Genomic DNA, 18,882 nt, shown 5'->3' with positions numbered 1-18,882 from the left:
ATGGAGCAACGCGGCGGCGGTGGCGCGGCCCGCATGACCGCGCGGCATCGCTAACGAGCAATTCCACAGGTTCTGCCTTGGCAGGAAGATGTCCCCACGGGGACGATGGATGGAGTGAGTTCGTAATGTCAGCAGATCCTGCCGCCTTTGGCGGCAAGGGCGTCCATTAGATTGAACCACTCCATCCTTCTGACTCCATCGTGAGCCGGTCCAGCGCCGACCTCGAAGAGAAGCACGAGCCTCGTGCGGCGACATCAATCGAAGCAGATCAATTGCGGAGAGCAACGCCATGTCGTGATCACAATCCCCTTGACCTTCACCGCGATAAAGAAGCCGCCATTCGCGACGCGCGTCGCGAACGGACATCCGCTTTCATTTTTGTCTTGCTCTGCGCCGCGGCGCGTATTTCGAGCGAAGATCAATGCATGTACCCAATTTGCCAACAGCTTGGACAAATCGATCGCTTTCTCCACATCACGATCGAGACCGAGCCGTTGTTCAACGCCGCCAACATGCTCATTCACAAGCGTGACGGCGCCCTCTGCAAGGCAACCACTCGGGGCCCGGCGCACCCGCCTCCAGGCCGACGCCAAGACCCTGTGCCGATCTGCGCGGGGACCCCGCGCCCGACAACGACGGGCTGACAATGAGCCGACCTCGTCAGCCGGACATCGCCAGTTCCGTGCGCCCAAGGCCCACAACGCCCATCTCCTCCATCGATTCTGCAACTGCGCTGACCGCGTCGGCCATGTCGGCCTCGACGACATCGCCCATGCATCCGATGCGGAATGTGTTTGCGAGCGCCAGCCGGCCGGGAAAGATGATGAAGCCGCGCTTCTTCATGCCTTCGAACAGCCGCTCGAAACTGAAGGCGGGATGAGCGGGATTGTGGAAGGTGGCGACGATTGGCGATGCGAATTCATCGGGAACCACCGTGACGAATCCAAGCTGTCGCATGCCATCGACGAGACGCCGCCAATTGCGACTGTAGCGCCGGAACCGCGCGGGAGCGCCGCCTTCCGCCTGATGCTCCCTGCACGCCTGCGCGAACGCCGCCAGCACCTGTGTTGGCGGCGTGAACCGAAACGCGGCCGTGCGGTCCATATGCTGGTTCTGGTCCCAGAGATCGAGCGCGAGCGTGGAATGATTTCCTTTCGCATTCTCAAGCGCGGTCTTTTGCACCACCGACCAGCCGATGCCGGGAGCCGCCTGCATGCATTTATTTGACGACACAGTCACCGCCTGAAAGCCTAGGCGTTTCGCGTCGATGTCGAACGCGCCGAAGCTCGCGACCGCGTCGATCAGCAACCCCTTGCCGTGGCGCCGGCAGACATCGGCGACAGCCTCCAGCGGATTCAATACGCCAGTGCTCGTCTCGCAATGAACAATCATCACATGGGTGATCGCCGGATCAGCTTCGATCGCCGCTTCGAACTGCGCTGCGGTCGCAGGCGTGAAAGGCGGCGTGCGGATCGCGCCGTAACTCTTGCCGGTGTGAGCACAAATCTCGATGAGCCGATCGCCATAGACTCCGTTGGTGTGAATCAGAAGCTTTCCGCCGACAGGCACAAGCGCTGCGATCACGGCCTCGTTGGCGTAAGTCGCGCTGCCCGGCAACGGAACGGCCGTGTAGTCGCCGCGACCGCCCACCAGTCCCACCATGTAATCGCGCGCAAATTGCAGATCGGCCTGGAACTCGACGCCGCCGGATGCGCGATCCGTCAGCATGACCCGCTTGGTCGTCATCGAGATGCTGACCGGGCCCGGCGTCAACAACAGAGGATTGGAAGGGTCCCTTCGCATATCTCGCCACTCCGCCATGCCGAACAAAGCCAAGCGCAGCCTATATCGAGATATTCACTCGCGAATGCATCTTTTGCGGGCTCTAAATTCCTGGTTGAGCTTCGCGTGAGGCAAACGGATGAATTTTTATGCAAGAAGCGCCCGCCACAGCATCGCTTTCATCTGATTTGCGTAAAACCCGCCAATTCATTCGCCTTGACTCATCTCGCCCCCGCACACCTAAATTTTTGCACCCAGACGTCGGCGGATGGAGCGCGAAGATGAAACATCGTGCGATCGGGTTTCTACTTGGAATTCTGGCGTTTTTCCCCGCGGGCCAAGCCTCTGCGGCGAACCGCGGCGGCACGCTCGTCTTCGCGCGCGCAATCGACAGCCAGTTTCTCGATCCCGCTCACACGGCGCAGAACGCAGATATCTGGATCTCGCTCAATCTCTACGACACGCTGCTGCTGGCGTCAGCCGATGGAAAGGGAACCGAGCCCGGTCTCGCCGCCGCTCACAAAGTGTCCGGCGACGGCAAGACGATCACATTCACGATGCGGCCGGGCCTGAAATTCGCCGACGGCTCGCCGCTTTCGGTCAGCGACGTCAAATGGTCGCTTGATCGCGCGCGGAGCAAGGAGGATGGCGGCGAATTCAGCTTCCTGCTTGCCTCGATCGGATGGATCGAGACGAAAGGCGACGACACCGTCATCGTCAACATGAAGCATCCGGACCCGACGATCCTTCAGGCGCTGGCGACCTTCAACGCCGGCGTCATGCCGGAGAAGCTGGTGATGGCGGCGCCTGGAGCGACGTTGTTGGAAAAATCGAAAGCGTTCGCGGAGCGCCCGATCGGCTCGGGGCCGTTTGTCCTGACGAGTTGGAAGCGCAACGCTGAAATGGTGATGTCGCGCAACCCCTATTACTGGAAAATCGCCGCCGACGGGAAGCCGCTGCCCTATCTCGACTCGGTGAGGTTCCTCATCATCCCGGATGATGCGACGCGCATCCTGAAGCTGAAAGCCGGGGAGATCGATGCGACCGAGTTTGTCCCTTACTCGCGCGTAACGGAGCTCAAGGGCGATCCAAAACTCAACATGGTGCTGTTTCCGGCGGCGCAGGTGAATTATTTCACGCTCAACACCAGGCCAACGCTCAAGGATGGCGCGAAGAACCCGCTCAACGATGTTCGCGTGCGTCAGGCGTTGAATTACGCCACGGACAAGGATGCGCTTATCCAGGTCGTGTCCTACGGAGCCGGGACGCCGCAGCAGAGCTTCATGCCGATGTCGACCCCGTTGTCTTACGGCGAGGGTCCGCTCTATCCTTACGATCTGGGCAAGGCCAAGAAGCTGATGGCGGACGCTGGCTACTCCGGCGGTTTTGAGATCACGTGCATGGCGTTGGCCGGAAACGCGGATGACGCCGCCAAACTGTCGGCCTTGCAGCAGATGTGGTCGCAGATCGGCGTGAAGCTGAAGATCGAACAGCTTGAGGCGGCGACAAGGCTGGCGCGTTACAACGCCGCCGACTTCCAGATGCGCACCTCGCTCTGGACCAACGATATCAACGATCCGAACGAGATCACCTCGATCATCGCCTATTATCCGACGCGGCAATCAGCGCGCACGGGCTGGCAGGACAAGCGTGTCGACGAGCTCTTCGAGATCAGCCAGGAAGAGCTCGATACCGGGAAACGCGCGGCTCAATACAAGGAAATCCAGCAGCGTTTCGCGGTCGCCGCGCCGATCATCTTCAGCATGGAAGTGCCCTATCCCGTGGCGATGCTCAAGAAGGTCAAGGATTTCGTGCAGATTCCGCTCGGCAACAACATCTTCATCGACACCTATCTGGACAAGTAACCGGGCGTGAACATGCTGGCGCTGCTCGCGCGGCGGACGCTGCACATTGCGGCGACCGTCGTGCTGGTCGCCTTGCTGATTTTCGGCTTGATGCATTTTCTGCCCGGCGATCCCGTGTTGATGCTGCTCGGCGACCGCGCCTCCGATGAGGCCATCGCCCGGATGCGGCACGCCATGGGGTTCGATCGGACGGTCCTGGAACAGTTCTGGGAATTCCTGATCCGCATGGCGACACTCCAGTTCGGCGAGTCGGTCACAATGCGCGTTCCCGTGGCCTCTCTCATCAAGGAGCGTCTGCCGATCACGCTCATGCTGACCGGCATGGCGATTGTTCTTTCCCTGCTCATCGCTGCGCCGCTCGCCTTCATCGCCGCGTTGCGTCAAGGCGGCGTCGCTGACGCGGTCATTCGCTTGATCTCGCAAGTCAGCCTGTCGATGCCGGTCTTCTACATCGGTCTCGTGCTGCTCATCACGCTGGCCGCCGGGCTGCGCTGGTTTCCGGTGGGAGGCGTCGGCGACGACTTCCTTGAGAATCTCTACTATCTCTTCCTTCCCGCGCTCACGCTCGCGCTCAGCCTGTCCGCCATCCTGCTGCGTAATCTCCGGGAGTCGCTGATCGAGGTCCTGCACGCCGAATATGTCAGCTTCGCCACCGCCAAGGGCCTGATGCGGCGGACGGTGCTCGGTCGCCACGTCCTGCGCAACGCTGGCATCTCCACGATCACGCTGCTCGGGCTCCATATCGGATCTTTGATCGGCGGCGCCGTCATCACGGAGACGGTCTTCGCCGTGCCAGGTGTCGGAAGGCTGATGATCGACAGCATCTTCTCGCGCGACTACGCCGTCGTGCAAGGCTTGACCATGGTGATCTCGGTCCTTGTGTCGGTGGTCTTTCTCGCGGTCGACGCGCTGCTTGCGATACTGGATCCGCGGGTGAGCGCATGACCGCCATACAGGACGCGTCGATCGTGGCGCCGCTCCGGCCAGGAGCCCGCCTGCGGTTGCCGCCAACGACGATCATCGGCGCGGCGATCATTCTCGTCCTCGTCGCCTGCGCTCTCTTTCCGGGTGCGATCGCGCCCTATGATCCCAACGTTTTCAACTACCGTGCGCTTCTGTCGCCGCCGAGCTGGAGCCATCCTTTCGGCACCGACAATTTCGGCCGCGACGTTCTTTCACGCACGATCTGGGCGGCGCGCGTCGATCTGCAGATCGCGGTCTTCTGCACGCTCTTCCCCGCGATCTTCGGCACCTTCATCGGCGCCATCGTCGGTTACGCCGGAGGCGCCGTCGATTCCGCGTTTCGCAGGGTGGTCGACGTCGCCGTCACGATTCCTTTTCTCGTGCTCGTCATCGCGATTGTCGCGGTGCTCGGCCCCGGTCTGCTCAACATGTATATTGCGGTCAGCGCCGTGAACTGGATCACCTATGCGCGTTTGACGCGCGGCGAAATCCTGAGCCAGAAAAGGCGCGACTACGCCGCCGCCGGGCGCGTGATGGGCTACAGCGCCGGGCGCATTCTGTTCCGGCACCTTCTGCCGAACGCGCTGAGCCCGATCATGGTCTACTGGATGACCGACATGGCTCTGGCGATCCTGCTCGGATCAAGCCTCGGCTATCTCGGGCTGGGGGCGCAGCCGCCCATATCAGAATGGGGCGTGCTGATCGGCGACGGCAAGAATTTCATGACCACAGCTTGGTGGATGTCGATTTTTCCCGGCCTCGCCATCGTTCTCGCGGGCTCTGGATTCAGCCTGCTGGGCGACGGCCTCGCCGCTCTGATGCGACGGCGATGACGGCGCTTCTGTCGGTTCGCGATCTCGGCATCCGCTTCGGCGCGGCGAATCCCGTCGACTCCGTCTCCTTCGACGTTAACCCTAGCGAGATGCTCGGAATCGTCGGCGAATCCGGCTCCGGCAAGAGCATCACACTGCGCGCGCTGCTGCAATTGCTGCCGAAACATGCGGCGACGTCAGGCGTCGCGTTGTGGCGGGGGCGTGATCTGCTCTCCATGGACGAGGCTGACATCCGCCGCGCGCGCGGCCGCGAGATCGCGATGATTTTCCAGGAGCCCATGACGGCGCTCAATCCCGTGCTGCCGATCGGACTCCAGATCACCGAAAGCCTCGACGCGCATATGAATATGCGCGGCGCCGCGGCGCGCAAGCGCGCGCTGGAGCTGTTGGACCTTGTCGGCATTCCCGACGCCAGGCGCCGGCTCCAGAACTATCCGCACGAGTTCTCGGGAGGCATGCGCCAACGCGCCATGATCGCAATCGCGCTTGCCGCCGAGCCGAAACTGTTGCTTGCCGACGAGCCCACCACAGCGCTCGACGTGACCATCCAGGACCAGATCCTCAAGCTGCTGCTCGGACTCAAGGACGAGCTGCAAATGAGCGTCATCCTGGTTACGCACGATCTCGGCGTAGTGGCCGGCGTGTGCGACCGGATGGTGGTCATGTATGCCGGCCGCATCATGGAGACCGGGCCCGTCTATGATGTGTTCAACAGTCCCGCTCACGCCTATACGCTCGGATTGATGCGGTCGGTTCCGGCGCGCTCCCATGCGCGCCAACCGCTGCCCTCAATCCCCGGCGCGCCGCCGGCCCTCGGCGACATGCCGCCAGGTTGCCGCTTCGCGCCTCGCTGTGATTTCGCGACAGCCGACTGCAGCCGGGCGTCGCCGCTCCTGTGGAATGTCGCTGACGATCACCAAACCTCATGCCTGCATGCCGAGGATATCGGCCGCGCTGCGCGGAAGGCGGCATGAACGGCCTGCTTGTCGCCGACGATCTCGCGCTCGGCTTTCCGGCGCGCCGCAAGATGGGCGACCTGCTGCGCGGGGGCCCACGCCCGATGGTGCGCGCGCTCAACGGGGTAAGCCTCGCCATTGCGCGCGGCGAGACGCTGGCGGTGGTCGGAGAGTCAGGTTGTGGCAAATCCACTCTGGCGCGCGCGCTGGTGCGCCTTGTGGAAGTTGACAACGGCCAGATCAGCTTTGACGGCGCGGATGTTCGCAGCCTGGGCGGAGCCGCGTTGCGCCAATATAACCGACGCGTGCAGATGATCTTTCAGGACCCTTACGGGTCGCTCAATCCCCGCATGACCATTGGCCAGATCATCGAAGAAGCGCTGCAGGTCCACGGCATGACGGCGCCCGCGCGCCGCGCCGAAAAAGTCGCAGAACTGCTCGCCCTCGTGCGCCTCAATGCTGACGCCGCCTCGCGCTTTCCCCATGAATTCTCCGGCGGCCAGCGTCAGCGCATCGCTATCGCCCGCGCGCTCTCCGTCAATCCGGAATTGCTCATTGCAGACGAGATCGTATCGGCGCTCGACGTGTCAATTCAGGCGCAGATTCTCAATCTTCTGCTCGACCTCCAGGAGCGTCTGGGTTTGGCGATGCTGTTTGTGTCGCACGACCTGCGCGTCGTGCGACACTTGGCCCACCGCGTCGCCGTGATGTATCTTGGCCGCATCGTCGAGATCGGCCCCGCAGACAGTGTTTTCGACGCGCCTCGCCACCCCTACACGGAGGCGTTGCTCCGCGCTGCGCCGCGCATGGATCCGTCGCCGCCCGACGCTCCGCGCGCCTCCCGCGCCACAGCTCTCGTCGGCGAGCTGCCGAGTCCGCTTAACATCCCTTCGGGCTGCCCGTTTCATCCGCGCTGCCCGGAAAAATTCGATCGCTGCGGGGCGGAAACGCCTCATCTCCGGATCACGGATCAAGCTCGCTTTGCGGCTTGCCATCTAGACGTTTAGTCCCGGATTTCGTCGGTGCATTCTTGTCGCCGGATTCGAAAGATGCCTCATGAGCCAGGTTCTCCATGAGAGCGCACGACGACAGAGGCGATCCGTCAAGCGATGCGGCATCGACCAGAAGATCGTCGCCAAATGGAAAAGCCGCTCATCGGTCGCCGACCTTCCGACCGGCCCCAAAAGCTCGAAATCGACAGTGCTGTCGGCAGAGGAAGAAGCCATCGCCGTTGCGTTCCGCAGATACACTCTGTTGCCACTCGACGATTGTCTGTACGCGCTTCAATCAACTGTGCCGCTGCTTTAAAGCGAACGTCCGCTGAAGAAAGGAAATCGACCCCGCTATAGGCCGCTTTGGGTCAGAATCTGTTGCCGCAGATGTCGGTCATGGAGGGATTTCAACTCATCGACCGACGGCTGAGTCGATTTCGGCAATTCCGCCACCTCATTGCACTCGCCTACTTATTCGCCGCAGCCCACCCGGTTGTTTTGGCTAGCGCGCCGTGCTTACCGCCGCCGCTAGGCCTCAAAATGCTTGCTCTGAACGCCGTATTAAAAGGAGGATAAGCGGCAATGAATCTGAAGCACTATGAAGCCTTCTATTGGATCGGCCGCCTCGGCAGCTTTCACGCCGCCGCGCGCCAACTCGGCGTTTCGCAGGCCGCGATCTCAGCGCGCATCAAGGAGGCCGAGGAGGCTCTAGGCCTGCCGCTCTTCGAGCGGATCGGCCGCGGCGCTATGCTCACGCCGAAGGGACAGGAGCTTCTTGCCTACGCAGCTCAATTCGTGGCGCTCTCGGCGGAAGTGCAGCAGCGGATCGGCGCGCGCGACGCGCTTTCGGGACGCGTCCGTTTTGGCGCCACCAACATTCACGCACTCACCTGGCTTCCCAATCTCGTTGAACGCATCTCGCGCGCCTACCCCGGATTGACGGTTGAGGTCGCGGTCGATTCCAGCGAGACGCTGCGCGCCGCGCTCGACAAGGGGCAGCTCGACATCGCTGTCGTCGCGGGGCCCGTGGATCCAAGCAAACTCTCGGCGACGCCTGTCGGCGAAGTCTCGAACATCTGGGTCGCGAGCCCGCGCCTCAATCTGCCAACGCGCGCCATCACGGCGCGAGAGCTTGCGGCGTGGCCGATCATCTCGGATCGGCCCGGCACTTTACTGCACGCATTGATGATTGACTGGTTCAGGCAGGACAGCGCCGAGCCGCAGCGCAATCACAGCGCCTCACATCTTCCGACGCGCATTCATCTCGCCAAGGCGGGACTCGGCGTCGCGCTCGTCTCGCAGTCCGCCGCCGAAGCCGAACTTGCAACGGGCAATCTCGTGCGCATCGAGACGACGCAGACGCCGCCTTCGCTGTTCTATTTTCTCGCCTGCGCGACATCGGCGCCGTCGCCGGCCATCCGCGCCGTCATGGACGCCGCCACAAGCCTCATTTCGCAGAAGGGCGATCTCAACGGCTATTACGCCGCAGCGACGGAACTGATCGCCATCGAGACACAAAAGCTGATCAGCGAATGATAGATTTATATGATCAATATTTCAAAATATGAAGTTTTTTGAAAGATTCTGTTGACTGACGAAGCTTTTGTGAAATTCTGCCCGCATCGCCATTCCGATGAGGCGCAGCCATGAGCCGACCGAACCGACGTCACGTCCTGGGAATGCTGCCGATTGCCGCGAGCGCGTGGCCGTTTCGTCTTTCCGCGCAGGAACGGCCGTCGATCATCGAAGGCGCGAAGCGCGAGGGCAAAGTCAATTTCGCCAACTCGGCGTCGGCCGCAGGCTTTCCACGTTTCGTCCAGGCTTTCACTGCGCGCTATCCCTTCATCGACGCGACGACAGGCCTCTACTCCGCGCCTGCGGGCCGCGTCCTCGCGCGCATCGATGCGGAGATGAAGGCGAAGGCGCTGACTTTCGACGTGTTGCATGTCGCCAATCTCGCGCCCTATCTCGCAATGTCGCAGCGCGGCCAGCTTCTCGGCTATCGCTCGCCGGAGCTCGACAATTATCCGCCGGAAGCATCCGATCGCGATCAATGGGCGATCGCGCGCATCGTCGGCGTCATCATGGCCTACAACAAGAATGTGCTGTCGCCGGACAAGGCGCCGAAGGCCTGGGCCGACCTGCTGCGGCCAGACTTTCGCGGCCGCAAGCTCGTCATCCAGGACTCTGCCGCAGGCACGAGCTTCAACCAGATGTATCTTCTGGAGAAGAAATTCGGCGTCGACTTCATGCGGCAATGGGGCCAGCAGGAGCCGGTCGTCGTCTCAACGACGGCGCAGCTCATCGACATGCTGGTGCGCGGCGAAGCGCTTGTCGGCGCCACTGTCGATCATTTCCGCGCCTTCGAGCCGGACGCGGTGAAAGCAGGCGTCGTTGGCGTTTATCCCAGCGAAGGCATGCCGCTCGCGACAGCCCCTGTCGCGATCTTCAAGGACGCGCCCAATCCAAACGCCGCGCGCCTGCTGATCGATTTCATTCTTTCCGCTGAAGGACAGACGCTGCTCAACACGGAGATTTTCAGCGTCTACTCCATGCGAAAGGGTATCACCGCGCCCGCCGGCCAGCTTCCGCTCGAACAGACGAAGCCAATGCTGCCAAGCGATCTCGCCGACTATGAGCGCGCCTCCCGCCGGTTCCCCGAGACGTTCGACCGCTACTTCAAGGCCTGAATATTGGAAGCAGCGGCATCATATGCGCTGGCGCGCCTGCGCGGCGCCGGGCAGGAGCGGTTTCTCGCCGTCGCGATGTCGGCGCTGCTGGCCGTGATGGTGATCGCGCCGCTTGCCACAGTGATCATGGGCGCAGTCGGCGACGAGGACGGATTTTCGCTCGACGCGCTGACGAATGTGCTGAGATCGGCGCGGGTCATCGGCAACACCTTACTCGTCAGCGTGGGCGCAACGACGCTCGCGACGATGCTCGGCGGCGCGCTTGCGCTGATCCTCGTGCGAACCGACACGCCGCTGCGCGCAAGCCTGGAGCAGCTTGTTCTGCTGCCGCTCTATGTCACGCCGCTTCTCACCGCGATCGCCTGGTCATGGCTGGGCTCGCCGCATGGCGGTCTCATCAATCTGTTCCTGCAAAACGGCCTTGGCCTCCCTGGACCCCTGGTCAATCTGCAATCGGCCGCCGGCGTCATCTTCGTTTCGGCGCTCGCCTATGCGCCGCTGCCTTTCCTGCTGATCGCCGGCGCGTTACGCGGCATGGACCCCTCGCTTGAAGACAGCGCGCGCATCCACGGCGCCTCGATTCACAAAGCCTTCGCGATGGTGACGCTGCCTCTCATGCTGCCGGCCCTACTGGGAAGCGCACTGCTCGTCTTCGTTCAATCGCTCGGCCTATTCAGCGTGCCGGCCGTGCTCGGCATGCCCGCTGGATTCTATGTGGCTGCAACAGAAATTTATCGGCTGCTCAACAGCTATCCCCCGCGCGTGACGCAGGCGGCGGGATGGGGGCTTCTGCTCCTTGTCGTCACCGCCGCGCTTGTGGCGATCCAGGCGGCCATCCTCAGGCGCCGCTCCTATGTCACGATCTCGGGAAAGGCCTTCCGGCCGCAGATCGTATCGGTCGGCCGCTGGCGCGTCGTGCTGCTGGCCTTCGTCGCGCTCTATTTGCTGGCGGCGGTCGCATTGCCGATCGCGACGCTGTGCTGGGCCGCTTTGGTCAATTTCATCACGATTGATCCGAAGCTGATGGCGTTCGATCTGCGCCACTTCAATTATGTGCTCTTCGTCTATCCCAAGACGCTGCTCGCGAGCCGCAACAGCGCTCTGCTCGGCGTGCTCACAGCGACGGTGATTTGCGCGCTCGGGCTTTGCATGGCCTGGGTGACGGTGAGATCACGCAGCTTCGCCGCGCGCTTTCTCGATCAGGTCGGCATGATGCCGCTCGCCATCCCGCCGATCGTGCTCGCGCTCGGCTTGCTCTGGACCTATGTCGGCGTCTCCTGGCTGCCGATCTACGGCACGATCGGCATCCTGCTTCTTGCTTACGCCACGCATTATCTGCCATTCGGGCTGCGAGCGCTATCGAGCGCGATCCGTCAGTTGCATCCTGAACTCGAAGACGCCGCGCGCGTCAGCGGCGCGAGCCTGTTCGGAACCTTGCGGCGCATCGTTCTGCCGCTGACCCGGCCGACTCTCTTCGCGACCTGGACGCTTCTGTTCATTCTCTCGCTGCAAGAAATCTCCTCGTCCATCCTTCTCTACACCGCGCCAAGCACGGTTCTCTCGGTCGCGGTGTTCGACCTCTGGGAAGCCGGCAACGTCAACGCGCTGGCGGCGCTCAGCGTGATGCAACTCTTCATCACCTTCATCGCGCTCGTTCTGGTCGCGCGCTTCCGCCAGAAGGCCGTCGCCGCATGAGCGCGCCGTTCGTCAGCGTGGAGCAACTTGCGATCGACTACGGCGAGTTTCGCGCCGTCGATGAGGTCAGCTTCGGAATCGAGGCGGGCCAACAGGTGACGCTGCTTGGCCCCTCGGGCTGCGGCAAGACGACGACATTGCGCGCGGTGGCCGGTCTCGAACGACCCCGCGCAGGCAGGATCGTCATCGACGGCAAGGCGGTCTTCGACGGCGCGACCGGCGTTGATGCGCCGCCCGAGAAGCGCGGCCTTTCCATGGTGTTCCAATCCTACGCCATCTGGCCGCATATGACGGTCTTCGAGAATGTCGCTTTTCCTTTCCGCGTGCGCGGCCGCCCGGCGAGCGAAGCGAAGCCCGCGGTCGATAAGGCGCTGGCGCTCGTCGATCTCGCCCGCTTCGCTGACAGGCCGGCGACAATGCTTTCGGGCGGGCAGCAACAACGCGTCGCGCTCGCGCGCGCGATCGCCTTCGGCGCCAAGGTCGTGCTGCTCGACGAGCCACTGTCCAATCTCGACGCGCAGCTTCGCATCCAGATGCGCGATGAACTCGCCGATCTCAGACGGCGGCTTGGCTTCACCGCGCTTTATGTCACGCACGATCAGGAAGAGGCGTTTTCGCTGTCCGATCATATCATCGTCATGCGCGGTGGACGCATCGAGCAGGCTGGCAAACCACAAGATATCTATTCAAGCCCGCGTACGCGCTTCGTCGCCGAATTTCTTGGCGTGCGAAACATCGTCGAGTGCGAATTGACTGGCGCTGGCGACGATCAGGCCGAGGCGCGGCTTGCTAATGGTTCGGTCTTGCGCGGCCGCCACGTCGATCCCGGCTCTGGCTCCGCAAGCGCCGCGATCGCCTTCCGCCCCGGCGACGTGCGCCTCGAAGATGCTGACACCGAAGGGCAGGGCGGAAGCGGCGTCGTGATCCGCTCGCTCTTCGTCGGCGATCACCAACACGTCTTCATTCAGTCCGGACCGATTGAACTCTGCGCCCATGTCAGGCCTCGCGCGGGTCTCGAAGTCGGGCGCACCCTGTTCTGGCGCGTGGCGCCAAACGACTGCCTGATCATGCGAAAATGAGAAACGCGATGCATCCCGCCACACGCGCCAATACGGGCCTGAGAATCCTGTGTCCGAACGGACATCTCGGCTTCGCGCCGAGCCGGCAAGGTTCGTTCGATAACGGACTTCTTGCTTCTCCCGACATCATCGCCTGCGATTCGGGCTCGTGCGACATCGGCCCCGTGCCGCTGGGCATGGACGGCACGGCGAGCCCTCTCGCCTGGCAGCGCCACGACGTTGAAATGATGCTGCTCGGCGCGCGGCCGAAAGGGTTGCCCGTAATCATCGGCTCGGCCGGCGACACCGGCACGAACAGCCGCGTCGACCGCTTTGTCGAGTTGGTGAAAGACATCGCGCGCGAACATAAACTTCCGCGCTTCAATCTGGGCTATTTCTACTCCGAGGTGTCGATCGATGACGTGCGCGCCAGGATGGCGGCCGGCAAGACGATCGAAGGCCTTTCCGGCCGACCCGATCTCACCCTCTCGGAGCTCGACGCGACCGACCGCATTGTCGCCGTCGCCGGAGTGCATCCCTACATCGAGCTGATGAATCGGGGCGCCGACGTGATCATCGGCGGGCGCTCAAGCGATTGCGCGATCTTCGCAGCGCCGGCGATCCGGCAGGGCTATCCGGAAGCGCTCGCCTACTATTTTGGAAAAGTCATGGAATGCGCCTCCTTCTGCGCCGAACCCTATGGCGGCAAGGAATCCATTCTCGGCGAGATCACCATGGAGGATGTGCGCGTGACCGCGATGCTGCCGGAACAGCGTTGCACTGTCGCTTCGGTCGCCGGCCACGCCATGTATGAGCGCGCCAATCCCTATTACGAGCACTTTCTCGGCGGCCATATCGATATGCGTGACTGCGTCTATGAGCAGGTCGATGAACGCACGACGCGCGTCACCGGCCCGCGTTATGTCGCGGCCGAGCAGCTCAAGGTGAAGCTTGAAGGATCGGGCAAGGTCGGCGAACGCTATGTCGGTCTTGTCGGCATTCGCGACCCCTATACGATCTCACGCGTTGACGATGTGATCGGCTGGGCGCGCAACATGGTGCGCGACCGCTTCGGGACCGAGGGTTACGATCTCTCCTACAATGTCTATGGGCGCGATGGCGTCATGGGCGCGCTCGAACCCCTGCGCAATCGCCCCGGGCACGAGCTCTGCGTCGTCGTACAGGCCGTCGCGCCGACGCGAGAGAAAGCGGAAGAGGTCTGCATGATGGGAACGCGGCAGATGTTCTATGCGCGCCTGCCCGACGTGAAAGGCACCGCGGGCGGCGTCGCATTTCTCCTCGATGAGGTGATGCCGGCGACCCCCGCCTATCGCTGGACGTTGAACCATACGATGCCGGTCGACGACCCGCTCGAGCCGTTTCGCCTGCACATCATCGAAGCGGGAGTTTGATGATGACCACGACCGTGCCTCTCTCTTCTCTCGCCAAGACGATCCGCAGCAAGAACGCCGGCGTCGATCACATCACATTCGACGTGATCTTCCCCGATCGCGCCAGCTACGAACATGTCAGGCGCAGCGGCGCGCTCTCGCGCGAGGCGGTCTGCCGCATCCTTGGAATCAATGCGGAGCGGCTGACCGACCATGTCGAATTCGACCCCGCTTTCGCGATCAAATTCACGATCGCGCGCACAGCCCCCAGCGGCAGCCTGGGCGACGGCGATCTGTTCGGCAGCCAGCACTATGCGCCGCTGCTCGGCGTCGAGGTGTCTGGACCTGAAAGTGATAACGGACGTAATTGAGATTCTGGCTCGTCCAGGGCGCTCCATCAGTTTGAGCACAGAATTCCAAATCGCACCGCAACTCGTTGCCATGAGCGTAGCCACAGGCCGCCGGATTTCTCAGGGAAACGCCGCCGTGGGTCATTTATGTCGACTGCCAGAACATGGGGTTCAGGAACGGTTTCAACTATCGACGTCAACTCCGGGGCACCAATTCGCATTGGAGCAGACGTCAGCTTTCAGGCGCTAAAATTTACTGGAGTCGGTCCGGCGAGGGCCACTACCGCGCGTAAAGACGATCGAGCTTAACCAACCGCGTTAAAACGAGCAGCACGACGACCGTCGCCGCAATCAACATTGCCGATACAGCATGCACGGTAGGCTCAAGGCTGAAGGAAGCTTCCGAATAGATGCGCACGGGCAATGTCGTCATTCGGGCTGTCGTCAGAAAACTCGTCACCGTCACTTCGCCAAATGACAGGAGGAAGCTCATGATGCAGGTCGCGGCGAGGCCAGGCGCCAATCCGGGCAATGTCACCAACCTCAGGCGGTTCAGCGGGCCGGCGCCAAGGCTTGCCGCCGCCTCCTCCTGGGCGCGGTCAAGTTGCTCTACAGAGGCCTGCAGCAGCGATATGGCGAACGGAAGCATCAAAACGACATGCACGGCCATCAGGCCCAAGAAGGGCGGCAGAGCCACGAAGACCTGCAGGAGCCGCAGCATGCCGACGCCGATGGCGATATGCGGCAGCGACAGCGGCAGCATCCAGAAGGCGTTGAGAGCGCCGAGGCCGCGAAACCGGTAGCGCGCCAAAGCGAAGGCGGCCGGGAGCGCCAACGCGATCGCGACGAGCGCGGAAGCGAACGCGAGCTGAGCGGAGATGAGGAACGACGCGCCATAGGCGCCGCCGAGAAGCGCCTGTTTATACCATTTCAGGGTGAAGGCCCGAAATCCTGCGACTGTCGCCTGAGGCACGTCGTTGAAGCTCTGGATACAAACCAGGACAAGCGGAAGCAGCAGAAGGACCAGCGCCGAGGCCACTGCAAGTTTGCCAAGGATCGGTCCGATAAAATCGATGGCGCGCAGTAGCGTCGGCGGAATCGCAAACGCAACGGTCGGCCGCCCCGTCACCCAGGGCGTAAGGCGGCGCGCGATGAAATAGACCCCAACCGCGAACAGCGTGCTTGTCGCCGTCATGACGAGCGCAAGCGCCGAGGCCAACGGCGCGTTGAGATTCTGCAGCGCCTCCTGCCAAACGATCATGCCGACGACGAGCACCTTCTTGCCGCCAAGCAAGGTCGCGGAAACGTAAGCCGTCGAAGACATGAGGAAAACGATAATGATTCCGGCGCGTAATCCAGGCAGCGACAGCGGCAGCGTCACCAGCAGCAAGCGCGCCATCGGCGAGGCGCCCAGGCTTTCCGCAGCTTCCAGGATACGCGGCGACGCGCCCTGCAGCACATCGTAAAGCGACAGAACCATAAACGGCATGAACACCTGGGCAAGCGCGATCGCCACCGCGCCGTGGGTGTAGAGCATGCCACGCCATGGCGAGAGGCCCACGAAACCGAGCGCCTGATTGATGAGCCCGTCGGGCGCGAGCAGAAGCACGACTCCCAGCGAGCGCACCACGACATTGGTCAACAGCGGAATGAGGATCACGGCGAAGCCGAGAGAACGCCAGCGCGCCGGCAGGCGCGTCAGCCACAAGGCCAGGGGATAACCCAGAAGCGCCGAAAGCAGCGTCACGCCGGCGCCCAGCGCCAGTGTCTCGCCGACAAGCCTGAGATAGAATGGATCGCTGGCGATCGTGAGGAATTGCGCCGCACTCGGAGCTTGCCAAAGCGGTCCGAACGGATCGGCGTCCTCATGCAGGGCGAGCAGGACGACAGCAAGCAATGGCGCCGCGAAAGCGCCGAGCAGCCATAGCGTCGCCGGAGCGGCAAGCAGTAACCCCAACAGGCGTTGCGAAACGCCTGCGCTCCGAAGCGAGCCGGCGCCTGGCCCCGCTACGAGCGCAGGCTGCGCCAAACTCAACCGGCGATCTCCCGGTTAAAACGGCTCGACCATGCAGGCTGGCTACGGATCACCTGATCCCAGTCGAAATCGACGAGCTTCTTGGCGTCCTCGCCGATCACGAGCTTCGGTTTGAGCTCGTCCGGAACGTTGATGTTCGTCGCCGTTGGCGAATAGTAGGTTTCGCGCGCATAGGCGAGCATGCAGGGCTCACTGAGATGGAGGTTGATCCATTCCTCGGCAAGCTTCTGATTCCTCGCCCCGACTGGGATGCAAGCGACATTCATCGCGACCGCCTGCCCCTCCTCGGGATTGGCGATCTCGATGTTGGGGTTGCGGGTCTCGGCGTATTTGCGCGTGAAGCTTCCGAACTCGACCGAGAGGTCAGCGACGCCCTGATCGAACATCTGGAACAACTGGTCCTGGCTGCCCTGGATCGCAGCAAACGGCTTCAGCTCCTTGATCTTCTCGAAGGCGACAGCAACGTCCTTCTCGCTGCCGCCGAATATCTTCGCCGCCATCAACAGCGCCGCCGTGCCCTCGGCGCCGGGATAGGACGGAAAAGCGATGCGGCCTTTCCATTCCGGGTTCCACATATCCTTCCACGACGTCACCGGCTTTGACGCCTTTCGCTTGTCATAGACGATCGTGCAGGGATTGAGCGCGACGCCATACCCGCCGATCTTTGCGACATCGAGCAGGTTGGCGAACTGAGGCACCGCATCGGTCGGCGCCTGGGTGACGCCGTCCTTCACCGCCTGCCGGCTCTCGAAGATGTTGAGATAGAGAACATCAAAGCTCGGTCGGCCGCGTTCTGCGTAGGCGCGGGCGCGTCGCTCGGGCGTGCCGCCGAGAACATAGGAGACCTTGCAGCCATATTTTGCAACGAGCGGCTTCTCGCAATATTCCCTGACCAGGCGCTCCTGCACGCCGCCCCATACGCCGATAACCAGTTCGTCTCCCGGCTTCGGCTGCGCTATCGCCGAGCGGGAGAAGGCATAGGGCGCAGCAACGCCTGCGCCGAGCATCAGTTTGCCGAATGTGCGTCTGTGAAGCTCCATGCTTGTTTCCTCGTCGCCTACGTCAAAAAGCTGCAACCGCCTGGAAGCGCCATGATCGCACAGGGTTGGCCAATCGTCGGCGGAGCAAGGTCGGACGGCGAGAGAACGCGCACGCGCCCCACCGCGGTGTCGACGTCGATCTCATAGGAATCGCCGAGAAAGGCGCAAGCCGACATCACGCCGTTGAGCTGAAGCGGCCCGTTTGTCATCCCCTCGCCCACAAGCCGCAGACGAGCCGCGCGCAAGACGATCGCTTTCGCGCCCTCTGGCGCTTCGCGGCAAATCAATCCCGGCGTCTCGAACAGTCCATTGCGGCTTGAGCCGGCGATCACCGTGCGAGCGCCAAGGAAAGAAGCGGTGAAGGCGGCCTTCGGCCGATCACAAAGATCCATTGGCCTACCGATCTCGACCAGTCGCCCTCCTTGCATGACGCCGATCCGGTCTGACATCGCCAGCGCTTCCTCCTGATCGTGCGTCACGAACAGGGTGGTGATGGACAGGCGCTGCTGAAGTCGGCGGATTTCAGCGCGCATCTCGGCGCGAAGCTGCGCATCGAGATTGGAAAGGGGTTCGTCGAGCAGCAGCACACGCGGCTCGATCACCAGAGCCCGAGCCAACGCGACGCGCTGTTGCTGCCCACCAGACAATTGCGAGGGATAGCGATCGCCTGCGTGAGATAGCCCGACCATCTCCAGCGATTGTCCGGCCTTGCCGCGGCGCTCGCTTGTCGAAGCTCCGCGCATGCGCAGGCCGAACGCAACGTTCTCGATGACTGTCAGATGCGGGAACAGCGCATAGGACTGGAAGACGACGCCCATATTACGCCGATGCGCTGGCGTCCGCGTCATGTCCTCGCCGCCAATCAGCATCCGTCCAGATGCGGGCGCAACGAACCCGGCGACCATGCGCAGGGTGGTTGTCTTGCCGCATCCTGACGGCCCCAGCAGCGCCACCAGCTCGCCTTGCGCAGCCACAAGCGAAACAGCATCGACGGCCAGTGTTTCACCATAGCGCGCGGTCAGCGCGTCGAGAACGAGTTCCACACCAGTCGTCTTCTTCATCAATCGAAGGTCTGCAATCTATAGGCCATCTATTGAACAGGTCTGCGCGACAAGATCATCAGCGGCTCCCGTTCGAAAGCGCGATCTCCATGGCGGCGAGAGTCGCCTCGAGAGCTGGGAGATCGTCCCATACGACCGTCCAGATCACTTCGTCATCGACAGCGATCTGGC

16 protein-coding genes and 1 pseudogene are annotated in these 18,882 nt (G+C 62.5%); 12 read left to right on the top strand and 5 right to left on the bottom strand.

Going from position 1 to position 18,882, the window contains the following annotated elements:
• Nucleotides 1-254: 254 nt before the first annotated feature.
• Complete coding sequence (locus tag L8F45_RS29485; protein ID WP_342364037.1) at nt 255-524, bottom strand: hypothetical protein; 270 nt, start codon at nt 522-524, stop codon at nt 255-257.
• A 136-nt stretch (nt 525-660) separates the two neighbouring features.
• Complete coding sequence (locus L8F45_RS29480; protein ID WP_342364036.1) at nt 661-1,803, bottom strand: 2-aminoethylphosphonate--pyruvate transaminase; 1,143 nt, start codon at nt 1,801-1,803, stop codon at nt 661-663.
• Nucleotides 1,804-2,063: 260 nt separating this feature from the next.
• Between L8F45_RS29480 and L8F45_RS29475 the strand changes: the two genes are divergently transcribed.
• The 12 genes and pseudogenes from L8F45_RS29475 (at nt 2,064) to L8F45_RS29420 (ending at nt 14,596) form a co-directional block, all read left to right on the top strand.
• Entirely contained in the window at nt 2,064-3,647 is a 1,584-nt protein-coding gene (locus L8F45_RS29475) for an ABC transporter substrate-binding protein (protein ID WP_342364035.1), read from the top strand.
• Nucleotides 3,648-3,659: 12 nt separating this feature from the next.
• Nucleotides 3,660-4,592 (top strand): ABC transporter permease, encoded by a 933-nt coding sequence (locus L8F45_RS29470; protein ID WP_342364034.1) that lies wholly within the window; start codon nt 3,660-3,662, stop codon nt 4,590-4,592.
• Nucleotides 4,589-5,443: an ABC transporter permease gene (locus L8F45_RS29465; RefSeq protein ID WP_342364033.1), complete on the top strand. Its 855-nt coding sequence runs from the start codon at nt 4,589-4,591 to the stop codon at nt 5,441-5,443. The genes L8F45_RS29470 and L8F45_RS29465 overlap by 4 nt, the downstream gene beginning before the upstream one ends.
• The gene (locus L8F45_RS29460; RefSeq protein WP_342364032.1) at nt 5,440-6,417 is read left to right on the top strand and encodes an ABC transporter ATP-binding protein; all 978 of its coding nucleotides are present in this window, start codon (nt 5,440-5,442) and stop codon (nt 6,415-6,417) included. The genes L8F45_RS29465 and L8F45_RS29460 overlap by 4 nt, the downstream gene beginning before the upstream one ends.
• Complete coding sequence (locus L8F45_RS29455) at nt 6,414-7,406, top strand: ABC transporter ATP-binding protein (protein ID WP_342364031.1); 993 nt, start codon at nt 6,414-6,416, stop codon at nt 7,404-7,406. The genes L8F45_RS29460 and L8F45_RS29455 overlap by 4 nt, the downstream gene beginning before the upstream one ends.
• Before the next feature lie 49 nt (nt 7,407-7,455).
• Nucleotides 7,456-7,704 (top strand): annotated as a pseudogene (locus L8F45_RS29450) (IS481 family transposase); the annotation flags it as partial.
• 269 nt (nt 7,705-7,973) lie between these two features.
• Nucleotides 7,974-8,927, top strand: coding sequence for a LysR family transcriptional regulator (locus L8F45_RS29445; RefSeq protein WP_342364030.1), 954 nt, complete (start codon nt 7,974-7,976; stop codon nt 8,925-8,927).
• Nucleotides 8,928-9,037: 110 nt separating this feature from the next.
• A complete protein-coding gene (locus tag L8F45_RS29440) occupies nt 9,038-10,081 on the top strand; it encodes an ABC transporter substrate-binding protein (protein ID WP_342364029.1) in 1,044 nt (347 codons plus the stop codon).
• Between the two features lie 3 nt (nt 10,082-10,084).
• Nucleotides 10,085-11,776: an ABC transporter permease gene (locus tag L8F45_RS29435; RefSeq protein WP_342364028.1), complete on the top strand. Its 1,692-nt coding sequence runs from the start codon at nt 10,085-10,087 to the stop codon at nt 11,774-11,776.
• On the top strand, nt 11,773-12,855 hold the full coding sequence (locus L8F45_RS29430) for an ABC transporter ATP-binding protein (RefSeq protein ID WP_342364027.1): 1,083 nt from the start codon (nt 11,773-11,775) through the stop codon (nt 12,853-12,855). The genes L8F45_RS29435 and L8F45_RS29430 overlap by 4 nt, the downstream gene beginning before the upstream one ends.
• A gap of 8 nt (nt 12,856-12,863) precedes the next feature.
• Nucleotides 12,864-14,246 carry an acyclic terpene utilization AtuA family protein gene (locus L8F45_RS29425; protein ID WP_342364026.1) on the top strand — a complete coding sequence of 461 codons (1,383 nt, stop codon included), beginning with the start codon at nt 12,864-12,866 and terminating at the stop codon, nt 14,244-14,246.
• Nucleotides 14,246-14,596, top strand: coding sequence for a DUF4387 domain-containing protein (locus L8F45_RS29420; protein WP_342364025.1), 351 nt, complete (start codon nt 14,246-14,248; stop codon nt 14,594-14,596). Before L8F45_RS29425 ends, L8F45_RS29420 begins: the two co-directional genes overlap by 1 nt.
• A gap of 259 nt (nt 14,597-14,855) precedes the next feature.
• Here L8F45_RS29420 and L8F45_RS29415 read toward each other — a convergent pair whose 3' ends face one another.
• Genes L8F45_RS29415 through L8F45_RS29405 form a run of 3 tightly spaced genes read right to left on the bottom strand, consistent with a single transcriptional unit; the run spans nt 14,856 to nt 18,711 of the window.
• Complete coding sequence (locus L8F45_RS29415) at nt 14,856-16,610, bottom strand: ABC transporter permease subunit (protein WP_342364024.1); 1,755 nt, start codon at nt 16,608-16,610, stop codon at nt 14,856-14,858.
• Nucleotides 16,607-17,650 carry an ABC transporter substrate-binding protein gene (locus L8F45_RS29410; protein ID WP_342364023.1) on the bottom strand — a complete coding sequence of 348 codons (1,044 nt, stop codon included), beginning with the start codon at nt 17,648-17,650 and terminating at the stop codon, nt 16,607-16,609. The genes L8F45_RS29415 and L8F45_RS29410 overlap by 4 nt, the downstream gene beginning before the upstream one ends.
• 17 nt (nt 17,651-17,667) lie before the next feature.
• On the bottom strand, nt 17,668-18,711 hold the full coding sequence (locus L8F45_RS29405; protein ID WP_342364022.1) for an ABC transporter ATP-binding protein: 1,044 nt from the start codon (nt 18,709-18,711) through the stop codon (nt 17,668-17,670).
• Nucleotides 18,712-18,882 lie beyond the last annotated feature (171 nt).

This window comes from Terrirubrum flagellatum (assembly GCF_022059845.1).
Taxonomy (GTDB): Bacteria; Pseudomonadota; Alphaproteobacteria; order Rhizobiales; family Beijerinckiaceae; genus Terrirubrum; species Terrirubrum flagellatum.
Note: the sequence above shows the minus strand (reverse complement) of the source record. Positions and strands in the feature narration are given on the sequence as shown.